At 40.2% G+C, this 12,246-nt stretch carries 7 protein-coding genes; 5 read left to right on the top strand and 2 right to left on the bottom strand.

Annotation, left to right across the window (positions count from 1 at the left end):
• The first annotated feature begins 1 nt into the window (after nucleotide 1).
• On the top strand, nucleotides 2-3,700 hold the full coding sequence (locus RMB06_RS12700; protein WP_311079731.1) for a UvrD-helicase domain-containing protein: 3,699 nt from the start codon (nucleotides 2-4) through the stop codon (nucleotides 3,698-3,700).
• 108 nt (nucleotides 3,701-3,808) lie between these two features.
• Nucleotides 3,809-5,560, top strand: coding sequence for an exodeoxyribonuclease V subunit alpha (recD, locus tag RMB06_RS12695; RefSeq protein WP_311079729.1), 1,752 nt, complete (start codon nucleotides 3,809-3,811; stop codon nucleotides 5,558-5,560).
• Between the two features lie 700 nt (nucleotides 5,561-6,260).
• Here the strand turns inward: recD and RMB06_RS12690 are convergent.
• A complete protein-coding gene (locus tag RMB06_RS12690; RefSeq protein WP_311079727.1) occupies nucleotides 6,261-7,559 on the bottom strand; it encodes a serine hydrolase domain-containing protein in 1,299 nt (432 codons plus the stop codon).
• Between the two features lie 210 nt (nucleotides 7,560-7,769).
• Here RMB06_RS12690 and rpsO point away from each other — a divergent pair, with 210 nt between their 5' ends.
• The 3 genes from rpsO to RMB06_RS12675 all read left to right on the top strand — a co-directional run bounded on the left by rpsO (nucleotide 7,770) and on the right by RMB06_RS12675 (nucleotide 11,681).
• A complete protein-coding gene (gene rpsO, locus RMB06_RS12685; protein ID WP_002114951.1) occupies nucleotides 7,770-8,039 on the top strand; it encodes a 30S ribosomal protein S15 in 270 nt (89 codons plus the stop codon).
• Nucleotides 8,040-8,296: 257 nt separating this feature from the next.
• Nucleotides 8,297-10,384 (top strand): polyribonucleotide nucleotidyltransferase, encoded by a 2,088-nt coding sequence (gene pnp, locus RMB06_RS12680; RefSeq protein WP_170814194.1) that lies wholly within the window; start codon nucleotides 8,297-8,299, stop codon nucleotides 10,382-10,384.
• 85 nt (nucleotides 10,385-10,469) lie between these two features.
• Complete coding sequence (locus RMB06_RS12675; RefSeq protein ID WP_270906789.1) at nucleotides 10,470-11,681, top strand: magnesium transporter CorA family protein; 1,212 nt, start codon at nucleotides 10,470-10,472, stop codon at nucleotides 11,679-11,681.
• A 230-nt stretch (nucleotides 11,682-11,911) separates the two neighbouring features.
• Here RMB06_RS12675 and RMB06_RS12670 read toward each other — a convergent pair whose 3' ends face one another.
• On the bottom strand, nucleotides 11,912-12,241 hold the full coding sequence (locus RMB06_RS12670) for a chaperone modulator CbpM (protein ID WP_311079726.1): 330 nt from the start codon (nucleotides 12,239-12,241) through the stop codon (nucleotides 11,912-11,914).
• Nucleotides 12,242-12,246 lie beyond the last annotated feature (5 nt).

Genomic DNA, 12,246 nt, shown 5'->3' with positions numbered 1-12,246 from the left:
CATGAACTCAAGAGTACAGGTGTCTTATCAACCTATTATTGATATTGAATTTAGTGGCTTGCACTTAATTGAAGCTTCGGCAGGTACAGGAAAAACCTATACCTTATCAAGTTTGATGGTCCGTATCTTTCTTGAAAAATATTTGCCTAGACAAGTCATTGCGACCACGTTTACCCGTGCTGCTGCTGCTGAGTTAAAAAGCCGTATTCGTGCACGTTTGGTTGAAACGTACCGTTATTTAGATGCCAAGCGTAGTTTTACAGAACAAGAATTACTTACGCAGGCAGAGCAAGAACCTGACTTATTACTCCAGCATATTCTAAAGCATTTTGCGACGCGTATTGCCTATGCGTGTGAACGTTTAAAATTGGTTATAGATCAGTTAGACGAGTTATTTGTCGGAACACTCGATAGCTTTAGCCAAAAACTATTACGTGAGTTTGCCTTTGAGAGTGGCAAAATTGAACGCGCTCAAATTACCGATGATGCTAAAACTTATAGTCGACAACTGATTCATGATGTTTTGCGTGAATGGATACAGTCTCAACCTCAGACCGTGATTGATGCGTTGTATCTGGCAGGTGAGTTAAAAAGTGTCGATAGTTTTGTCAAACTTGTTGAAGACTCACTTAACTTTAGTTCTGCTCATTTTAAACTTCCTGAAAAACCAACCATTCAATTTGAAGAACTTACGCAGCTCAAACAATTAGCGACAGAAATTGATATCAGTCTTTTAGAAGCATATTACTTGCTTGATGGAGAGCACTATAAACATGTGAGCGGGACAGTATTTAGAAATAGGGCATTTAATAAACTATTTAGTGAATGTTTGCCACAGCTTCTACAAGTTCTAAAGCAAAGCGACAGCATTTTGGTTTTTGACGGTTCGTTGGCGGTACAGCGAGAACTTGTTTTTAAGTTTTTAGGTCAACTTGCTGATCAGAAAGTTTTTAAGAAATGTCCTGCTGAAATTTCAGATGGTTTCTATCAGCATCCTTGTATTCAGCAGATTCAGAAACTGTTTGGTGTGCTGAAAAACTACGCCGAGCAGTTCGATCAACTTCATATTTATTTAAAAGCCTATTTATGTGTAGAGGTGAAAAAACGTTTACCTCAGGTTTTGCAAAATAAAGGTGAAACTACTTTTTCTCAGCAAATTCGTACACTTTCTGAAGCTTTAAAAGGTGAGCAGGGGCAACGTTTTGCTGTATTTGTGCAGGCTCGATATCCCTTAATTTTGGTTGATGAATTTCAGGACACCAACCAAGATCAAGACGACATGCTGGCGAGCATTTGGCGCCATCCAGAGCGCTACCAAAAAGGCTGCATGATTATGGTGGGCGACCGTAAACAGGCGATTTACGGCTTCCGTGGTGGGGATATGCTCACCTTCTTAAATGCCTATAAAGATATTCAAGCCAAACATGGTCGTGAATATAAGTTAATTCATAACCATCGTTCTGTTGCTGATCTGGTTGATGTGGTCGACGCCTTATTTCAACGACAAATTGATTTTGGTGAAGAAGTTCAATATGACCCAATTCGAGCAGGCACTCGGCCTCATCCTGTACTGATTGAGCAGAACAATCATAATCCTCACCCTTTGCGCTGGTTAATGCTCAAAGATAAAGAAACAGAGGCTCAGCAAGTTGCTTGGAAGATTCGAGATCTACTTAACCAGTCACATGCCGGACAACTATATTTTCAAAAAGATGCGCAGACTCAAACCTTAAACGAAGATGATATTGCGGTATTGTCCCGTAATCATGATGGACTTGATAAAGTTCAATTTGAGCTAGAGCGTTTAGGAATTCGGGTTAACAGACCATCAAAAAGAAGTGTTTTCGATTGCACGATTGCTCAAGACGTTGGTGCTTTGTTGACTGCCATACTTCATCCTTACGATGAGGCAAAAATGAAGCGAGCTTTAATTAGCCGTCTATTTGCCATGGATTTAAAACAACTCTTGCAGCTTGAGCAGACAGCCGAAGGGTTAAGCCAGTTTATGACTGGTTTTGACACGATTAGAGAGTTGTGGTCCACTCAAGGCTTTTTAGTGGCATGGCAACAATGTCTCATCCAGTTTGATATATGGCAAAATTTGGTTGTTGCCCAAAGTAAAGATAATGAACGGGTTGTGGTGAACTTGCGTCATTTAACTGAAATTCTGAGTCAGCATAGTGAAAAATACTCAGGTGCTCAGAACCTTTATCACTGGTATCTCAAACAGTTGCGTTCTCCTCTTGACCGTGATTGGGAGTTAGAACGTAAATTATCGAGTGAAGCTGGTGTTCAGCTCATGACCATTCACCAGTCCAAAGGATTGGAATTTAAGATTGTATTTTTATTAGGTGCAGACAAGCCCTTTCGAGAAAATAATAAAACACTCAATTTTTCGACCCAAGAGGTCGTCAAGCCAGACATAAGTCAGACCTTGACTCAACGTGTCGTTGCGATTGCTGATAAAACTTATTTGAATGAAATTGAACTTAAGCAGCACGAAGAACGAGCGCTCGCTGAACAGAATCGACTTTGGTATGTCGCTTTAACGCGAGCAAGCCACCGCGTCTATGCTGTCCTACAAGATCTTGATGGCAAGTCAGTATCAGGTCTCGCTTTTTGGAAAAATAGAGCTGAACCTTTTCAACACCGTTGCTGTACGGATGAAGTGGTTTTAGAACAGATTCCACAGGCAATTCATTTAGCCAAGCAAACCAGTATTATTGAAATACAAGCACAACGATTCCCTGAACAACGTTTTTATTCGAGAGGGAAAACCAGTTTCAGTTACTTGGCACAGCATTTAAAACATAAGGCTGGCACAGATTTATTGGCCAGCCAGAGCAATGATGCTGTATTAGCAGAAGATGAGTTAGACTTAATCAATACTGCTGAAGCAATCAGTGCTCAGCCGATTGACTGGATAAAGAATAATTTTCCTAGAGGAACGCTTGCCGGTAATTTCTTGCATGAAATATTTGAACATATTGATTTTCAATGTTCAGATGACTGGGTCATAGAAATACGTCGTCGTTTTAAAAATGACTATAGTAGCCTTTGGCAAGATTTACTCAGTAAATATAACGAGAGCTTCCCAGAAGAGGAAGATGCAGAAAATCTGCTTTACCAGTCAGTTGCAGAGTGGTTAAAAGATATTTTGCGAACACCGCTTTCTCAAGGCTTTCGATTAAACCAGCTCCAACAAGATCAGTATTTGTCAGAGTTTCCTTTTTATTTGGCACTCTCAGATCGGGTTTTAGCAATGACACGTATTCAGCAGCTCTTCGCTGAGTATGGGTTGAATATGCCGGAGTTACTTGAGGCTCGTTCAGCGCGTTACCTTAATGGTTCTATCGATTTGGTTTATTTTGATGGTCAGCGTTACCACATTGCCGATTATAAAAGTAATTACTTAGGGGATGATCTTGCAGATTATCGTAGTGATAGCATTGCTCAAAGCATGTCTTTGGCAAGTTACTGGCTACAAGCAGGTTTATATCTCGTTGCGTTACATCGCTATTTGCAAGTCAAAATGCAGGATTACCAGATTGAGCAACACTTAGGTGGGGCAACTTATCTTTATTTACGTGGCATGAATGGTGAAGCAGAGCAGGGGTACTATTATTGGGAACCTAGCGTCGAGTTTATTCTTCGTCTTGATGCCATTTTGGGGTATTTTGCTGAGGATAAAATAGCATGAAAAATGCTGATAAAATGCGTAATCTGAAGATTAACAAATACTTGGCATGTGGATAAGCCTGTCTATAACCATGTGGACAAGCGTGTGGAAAACTAGGTGGATAAGTGTGTGGACAATCTAAATAGCTCTGAACAGGCCGATTTAAGCTGGTTAACAACGTGGAGTAACTTCTTAAATCAGGCTCCATTTACTGAGCAATCGCAAGTGTCAGAAGCCACTTCTTACTTGCGGCAGCTTATTGAAGCGAGCTTACAAGGCGATAGTTGTATCGATATCAGTTCAGAGCAAATTGCAGCACTTGGTCAGCTTGCTATATCTGCCGATCAAGCAACCTCAAAAGTTGCGCCGTGCGTCTACGATGAGCAGGGGTTGGCATTATACCGATATTGGCACCTAGAGCAACGACTTGCAGAACAAATTTGTCGATTAAAGCAACAATTAATTCAACCTGTCTCTTGTGATGACTATTTAGACCTGCTTACCGATGCTCATCAACAGGCAGCTTTACAAATGGTTGCTCGGCAGAGCCTGAGTATTATTACGGGTGGACCGGGTACAGGTAAGACTTATACGCTGGCACGTATCATTGCTGTACTTAGCCAAGCTATTCCACATATTCGTGTGGCGATGGCTGCTCCAACAGGTAAAGCCGCACAGCGCATGCAAGAGGCCTTACAGAACTCGTTTAATGACCCTAAATTGCTTGAGTCTGGATTAGTGAGTGAAGAGCTAAGGAATCAGGGAACACAAACAATTCACCGATTATTGGGGATGGGACATAGCCAGACACCACGGTTTAATCAAAAACAGCCTTTGCCTTATGACGTGATTGTCGTGGATGAAGCTTCCATGCTGGATTTAAATCTGGCTACTCTTTTATTTGAAGCTGTGCCTGAGTCTTGTCGAATTATTTTATTAGGAGATGCAAATCAGCTTGCTTCCGTTGATGTCGGGGCGGTTCTTGCAGATTTGCAGCAAATACAGGCGTTGGCTGATAACCGAGTACAATTACAAACCAGTCGTCGTTTTGCTGAAGGTGCATTGATTGGACAAGTGGCCAAATTTATTCAGGCACAAAGCTATCAACAAGACCATGTAGAGGTTTTGCAGCGGTTTGAAGTTGATATTGTTCAGGTTTCAGAATTAAAGCCCATACTTTTACAAAGAGATATGCCTGATGTTGTTCAGCTTGAATATTTACCAGAAGGGAATCTATTAGACCTAGATACCTATTATCAAAAGCTAATGCTCGGTTTCCAAGGGTATGTACAGAGTCTAAAAAATTATTTAAAAGAAGAGCGCTCGATTGAACAGGTCCAAAATGTAGTAAAAGCATTTGATGACTACCGGATTTTAACCGCGGTTCGGCATGGCCCGTTTGGGTTGCAGCAGTTAAACCAATATGCGCAGCGTTGGTTGCAGCAGCAACTTTCAATAGTGACTCTTGGAGGATGGTACGTGGGTCGTCCTGTAATGATGACTTATAACGATTATCAACTCGGTATTTCAAATGGAGACATTGGTTTGTGCTTTGAGCACAGGACTCAGCCACAGCAGTTTGAAGTATATTTTCCAAGTTTGAATAAATGGGTCGCTGCAAATCGATTACCTAAAAGTATTCAAAATGCGTTCGCTTTAACGATTCATAAATCGCAAGGGTCTGAATTTACACACACTGCTGTCGTTTTAGATCAGGCTGCCAAGAACTTATTAAGCCAAGAACTTATTTACACTGCGATTACACGAGCTAAGAAAGTAGTCAGTCTTTTAGTGCATCAAGAGGCTTTATTACAAGCATTTACAGTTCGTACTACACGAAAAAGCGGTTTAGTTCAAAAAGTTAATCGGTTAGTTCGTTAAGACAAACTTAATATTTTTACCCTTGTAAGAAAAAGCTTACATAGATTCGAGATATTTGCTGCTAGAGTACACCCCGTGTTTTTGAGATTATAAACGCACAACGAGCTTGGCACGGAATGTCGGGCAAAATCGCACAATAATAATAACTTAAGTCGAGAGACTGCGAACTTACAATGAAGTAGGTGTATAAAGAGGAAACTTACAGCCGCTAAGCCTTGTAGTTTTGGGAGAGACTACAGGGCTTTTTTATATTCTACTTTTCACCATATTCCAAAAAGCATTCGCACATTTCGTTTTTAACACTATCTTCACTCTGTTTTTGTCTAAAGATTTAAATCAATAATATCAATATATTTATCTATAATATGATTTCAAAACAGGCATTTTTCCTGTGAATTGTTAAGTTATATGTTATACAGAACTGTACGTTAAAGGTAAAAATGGCTATTTACCAAATATTATACAGACCTGTACGTTTTCACTTACATGATGATAAGAAAAATACTACTTTTCTTCATAATTGGATATGTCACAATACATCACATAAGGAAATAGAAACAAAAACATCGGAAGTGAGTTAAAACAACAAGAAGGATGTGACTAGCATCTCACCAACGACAATAAAAACAGCAATAACACGATAAACAAAAACTACAGCGCAAAAAACCCAAGCAGAAATGCTTGGGTTTTTTATTTGCTTCTACACTAAGTCAGTCTCATGAGAATCACTACCAAATAACGAACGGCGTTGATCTCTCGGTATACGTGGACATTGGGTTGAGATTTGATAGAGCACTTTAGCTAAAGCAGGTAGGTGAGTACCCACTACAGATTTACCAGTTGTTAATAGAGACACACTGATATCTCTTTCAGGGTCAGCCCAGCATAAAATGTTGGAGAACCCTAAATGACCAAATGCTTGTCCTGTCATTGGGCCAAAAAGGCCTACAGGGTTGCTACCTAACATTGGTCCTAAAGCATAGCGCATTGGAATTAACAAAGTACGGTCAATGTTAATGCCTGTGGTTGGCAGTGTTGCTCTGAAAATTGTTTTCTCACTAAAGATTTGCTGACGGCCGTAGCTTCCACCACTTAAAAGCATTTCAAAGAAGCGGCCGGCTTGTTCTGCACTGGTATAGATGTTTCCAGCTGGGCAAATGGTGTCCATAAAACGACTATCGTTAGTCACATCAACTGCAAGTTGTAAACCGCCACCTAACACATGATTCAGGTAGTGATCGGTACCAAGGCGAGGGTGCAGACCTGTTGCACAGTTTAAGGCGACTTCTGAACGGTATTCTGGTTTTAAGCCATAATTGAAATAAGGCATCCCCATTGGTTTTTCGATAGTTTGATGTACAAATTCACGTAAATCCTGCCCAGTCACCCGTTCAATGACTTCTCCTAAAATATAACCTGCCGTAACAGCATGATAGGCAAGGTGATTGCCAGCAGGAGACACAGGTCGGGCAGCATATAAACGTTTTAAAATTTCGTCTTTATCAAATAATAAATCTGGTGTGACATCGCCATCAATATAAGGAATGCCACCACGATGTGCTAATAAATGAAAGATCGTTGCACGGCGCTTACCGTTGACACCATATTCAGGAACATAATAGCTTACAGGATCAAGCAAATTGATTTCGCCTTTTTCATCTAATAGATGAATCAACATGGCTGTAATCATCTTTGATGCTGAAAATAGGCAAACAGGTGTATCAGGTGTTGCAATCAGGGCATTTTCTTGAAGTCCTGCCGGAGAGTTCCCTTGGGCATATCCAATGCTCCGATTCAGCAAAATTTTACCTTGCCTGCGTAAACAAAAGGTAATAAGTGGATAGTTTCCGGTTTTATATAGTGCTTCTATACTGTTCCAGATTTTTTGAATCTGGCGCTCAGTCATTCCACCCTGTTCAGCAGCAACTTCATCTTTTTGTCGAATGACTTGCTCAATATTGTCCGGTACTGGACAAGTGTTGGTTGAAAAAATTTTCACACGTCCCTCGCGCTTCTTTCTTTTTATTCGAGGCTAGTGTGCAGGGTTAAAGTCTTCATGTCAGTGTCTAAAATGACAAGTTACTGAAAACTATTTTGCAATCCACCTATAGATACCTTAAAATAGGCGACTTGCTGTAGTGATGCACGGCAGTCAGTTGCCTCAACTGATTCATATCGTTTACTTTTTTAAGCATCTCGGAGAAATCGAATGGCTTTAACTAATGCAGACCGCGCAGAGATCATTGCTAAATTTGCTCGCGCTGAAAATGACACTGGTTCACCAGAAGTACAAGTAGCTTTATTGACTGCTCAAATCAATGATTTACAAGGTCACTTCAAAGCTCACAAACACGACCACCACAGCCGTCGTGGTTTGATCCGTATGGTTAACCAACGTCGTAAATTGCTCGACTACTTAAATGGTAAAGACCACGGTCGTTACACTGCTTTGATCGGTGCTTTAGGTTTACGTCGTTAATTCGATTTTCACTTTGTTTTCGCTATTTCGCATGTCGCAATGCTTTATCGCTGAAAAGAGAGTTTCACTTAATGTTAGGTTAAGTGATTTTTAGAAGGGGCGCTTGTGCGCTCCTTCTTTGCGTTTAACTTATTTTAAATAATTGATCTAGTGTGATGGCTTCTAAGCTTTGTCATTTATCTACCAATCGGTGTAGTCTGAATGCCAAACCTTAGGGGTCTCACTAGAATAAAATTAGGAAAATACAATACATGTCAATGTTTAATATCGTTCGTAAAGAATTCCAATTCGGTCAACATCAAGTCGTTTTAGAAACGGGTCGCGTTGCACGTCAAGCAAACACAGTTTTAATCACTATGGGTGGCGTAACTGTTTTAGTTGCAGTTGTTGCTCAACCTAAAGCAAAAGCGGGTCAAGACTTCTTCCCGTTAACAGTTAACTATCAAGAAAAACAATATGCAGCTGGTCGTATCCCTGGTGGTTACGGTAAGCGTGAAGGTCGTGCTTCTGAAGCTGAAACTTTAATTTCACGTCTTATTGACCGTCCAATTCGTCCGTTGTTCCCAGAAGGTTACTTCAACGAAATCCAAGTAACAGCAACTGTTGTTTCTTCTGACAAAACTATGGATGCTGACATTGCAGCAATGCTTGGTACATCAGCAGCATTGTCTATTGCTGGTACTCCTTTCCGTGGTCCAATTGGTGGCGCACGTGTTGGTTTAATCAACGGTGAATATGTTCTTAACCCGAACTTCGAACAGTTGAAAGAAAGTGACCTTGACCTTGTGGTTGCTGGTACAGAATCTGCTGTATTGATGGTTGAATCTGAAGCGAAAGAACTTTCAGAAGACCAAATGCTGGGTGCTGTTCTTTTCGGTCATGACGAAATGCAAATCGCAATTCAAGCGATTAAAGAATTTGCTGCCGCTGCTGGTGCTGTTGAGTCAACTTGGGTTGCTCCAACTAAAAACGAAGCTCTTCTTGAGCAATTAAAAGCAGCTTTCGAAGCGAAAATTTCTGAAGCATATACAATTGCGGTTAAACAAGATCGTTACGCAGCACTTGATGCACTTTATGCAGAAGCTGTAGCTCAGTTCGTTCCAGAAAATGATGAAACTGGTATTGCTGATGAAGTAAACGAATTATTCGAAGACCTTAAATACCGTACAGTACGTGACAACATCTTGTCAGGTAAGCCACGTATTGATGGTCGTGATACTAAAACTGTTCGTGCTATCGATGTTCAAGTTGGCGTATTAGATCGTGCACACGGTTCTGCATTATTTACACGTGGTGAAACTCAGGCGTTAGTAACAACAACTTTGGGTAATACTCGTGATGCGTTAATGGTTGATACCCTTGCTGGTACTAAAACTGACAACTTCATGTTGCACTACAACTTCCCTGCATACTCTGTAGGTGAAACAGGCCGTGAATCTGGTCCTAAGCGTCGTGAAATTGGTCACGGTCGTTTAGCACGTCGTGGTGTTCAAGCAGTTCTTCCTGCTGCTGACCGCTTCCCGTATGTAATTCGTATTGTATCTGACATTACTGAATCTAACGGTTCATCTTCAATGGCTTCTGTATGTGGTGCTTCATTATCACTTATGGATGCAGGTGTTCCGCTTAAAGCTCCAGTTGCGGGTATCGCAATGGGCTTAGTGAAAGAAGGCGAGCGTTTCGCAGTACTTTCTGACATCTTGGGTGATGAAGATCACTTAGGTGATATGGACTTTAAAGTAGCAGGTTCTGCAAACGGTATTACTGCGCTTCAAATGGACATCAAGATTGAAGGTATTACCGAAGAAATCATGGAAGTTGCATTAAACCAAGCATTTGCTGGTCGTATGCACATCCTAAACGAAATGAATAAAGTCATTTCACGTGCTCGTGCTGAAATCAGTGCTCATGCTCCGACGTTTGAAGTTATTAACATTAACCCAGACAAGATCCGTGATGTTATTGGTAAAGGCGGTGCAACTATCCGTCAAATTACTGAAGAAACTAAAGCTGCAATTGATATCGAAGACAACGGTACTGTTCGCGTATTTGGTGAAACTAAAGCTGCTGCTAAAGCTGCAATTGCTAAGATTCAAGCAATTACTGCTGAAGTTGAACCAGGTAAGATCTATGACGGTAAAGTAATCCGTATCGTAGAATTCGGTGCGTTTGTAAACATCATGCCGGGTACTGATGGTCTTCTTCACATTTCGCAAATTTCAAATGAACGTATTGCGAACGTAACTGATGTTCTTAAAGAAGGTCAGGAAGTGAAAGTACAAGTTGCTGATGTTGATAATCGTGGTCGTATTAAATTGACTATGAAAGACATTGAACAAGCATAATTGTTCTAGTGACATGAAAAAGTCCGCTTGATGCGGACTTTTTTTATGGCATGATGCAAGTAATACAAAAACAGATCATTGTGGTATGCAGGTTTATTACTTTTATCGCCATCAAGCTGACGGTTATGTCTTTTTAAGCCGTGAACAGCATAATGAACACATTCTGGAGTTTTTCTGGATTGATAGTGTCAGAGCTGATGTGGTGAACCATAACGAAGAATGGCAACAAAAAATTCAGCAGCTTTCAGGCGTGGTTATTAATGAATTTCATATGCGAGATATTGCGAATATTGAGCATCCTTGTGCATTTGATACGCTTGAAGAATATGACCTGCTTATTTTTAGAAAGCTCGTTACACCTGATGATGAAATTAAAAATGGGGAATCCCACGAGAGTGTATTTGGCCTAGCAACTACGCCGATTAGCTTTGTTTTTACCCCTAAAGTTCTGATTAGTGTTCGTGAGCAGGGCAATAAGTCGATTGAAAACTATATTCAACGTCTCGAAAATATTTTATGTAAAACTTTGGAAGAACAAAACAAAACCCGTAAGCTTCCTAATTCACCTGTAGATTTATGTTTACGACTGCTTAATAGTATGGTGGATGGCTACCTTGATATCCGTTCACCTTTGACTAGAAGGGTCGAGCATTGGCAACAGCAATTGCTGCAAGGTAATCGTCGTTTTAAACAATGGCATCAGTTGTTTCATGAAAACATGGCCTTTCAGCAAGTTGAAAATTTATGCGAAGAGCAAATCGAAACCTTACAAGAGTTTCGAGATGAAATTGTAGAAAACTATCATCATGTTATTGGTGAGAAGACGCATAGTTCTCAAGACCTTCTGTTAGTTCGTTTGAATGATTTAATGAGTCATGTCGAACGTATTCAAAAACATACTTTACGTTTACGTAGCGCTATTCAATCAGCGATTGATTTGCATTTCTCGGCAATTGCAAACCAGACCAATGAAAATATGCGTATTCTTGCCATTATTACTGCTGTCTTTGCACCACTTACGCTTTTAACGGGTATTTATGGAATGAACTTTGAGTTTATTCCAGGGCTTAAATCACCAGTAGGTTTCTGGATTATGCTTGGTGTCATGCTGCTCAGTACTGTTTTATTACTGTACTATTTTTATCGACAACATTTGGTCGGCCGCGGTGAAAAAAGTGTGATTGATTTATTGGCTCAACAACATCGCCAAGATCGGATGAATTTGTTCTGGTTTTTGGAGTATGAACCGATTAAGCAGACTTTGAAGGAAGTAGAAAAGATTACTCGATTAAAATAAATTTTTATTTTTATACGACGGAGTCTTCTCATTAATATATCAAATAGTTATAGCTAATTCGTTACTTTGGTTTCGCCCAAAGTAACCAAAGGCATTTGTCATCCTTAGAACCTGTTCACTACCAGCATTTAACTAATTTTATTGCAAAAACAATACTATTTAGATAATTGGCAGGCCAAGGATGACTTTTAGCTCAAGCTATACCTCGGAAAATATGATTTCAAAAAAACTCAATGAAAATGCTTCAACTGTTTTCTAAGTTGTTGCACTTCATCAATCAAATCTAACATTACTGCAACTGCCGCCAAACTTGCGTCAAAGTCACGTTGTAAACGATAAGCTTTACGTGCACGTGCGACATCTCCGCCCATAAACTGGTGTGCTTCAGGTTTATTTTCGACTGATAAAATGTCATATTCAATGAGCTGAAGAATCCAGTCAGGACTTTGGCCACAAGCTTGGGCAAATTGTTGTAAATCAAATGTCGATTGTTCATCAACGACCTCTGCACTAAAGGTATGGCCGTCATATACAATTTCTCGATAGTGAATGGTTGTCATGATCT

It is taken from the genome of Acinetobacter sp. V104_13 (assembly GCF_031798995.1).
Lineage (GTDB): Bacteria > Pseudomonadota > Gammaproteobacteria > Pseudomonadales > Moraxellaceae > Acinetobacter > Acinetobacter pittii.
Note: the sequence above shows the minus strand (reverse complement) of the source record. Positions and strands in the feature narration are given on the sequence as shown.

Bases quoted from the DNA above. Each gene is read 5' to 3' on its own strand.
- RMB06_RS12700 (WP_311079731.1), top strand. From the start codon at position 2: ATGAACTCAAGAGTACAGGTGTCTTATCAACCTATTATTGATATTGAA.
- RMB06_RS12670 (WP_311079726.1), bottom strand. From the start codon at position 12,241: ATGACAACCATTCACTATCGAGAAATTGTATATGACGGCCATACCTTT.
- RMB06_RS12675 (WP_270906789.1), top strand. From the start codon at position 10,470: ATGCAGGTTTATTACTTTTATCGCCATCAAGCTGACGGTTATGTCTTT.
- rpsO (WP_002114951.1), top strand. From the start codon at position 7,770: ATGGCTTTAACTAATGCAGACCGCGCAGAGATCATTGCTAAATTTGCT.
- pnp (WP_170814194.1), top strand. From the start codon at position 8,297: ATGTTTAATATCGTTCGTAAAGAATTCCAATTCGGTCAACATCAAGTC.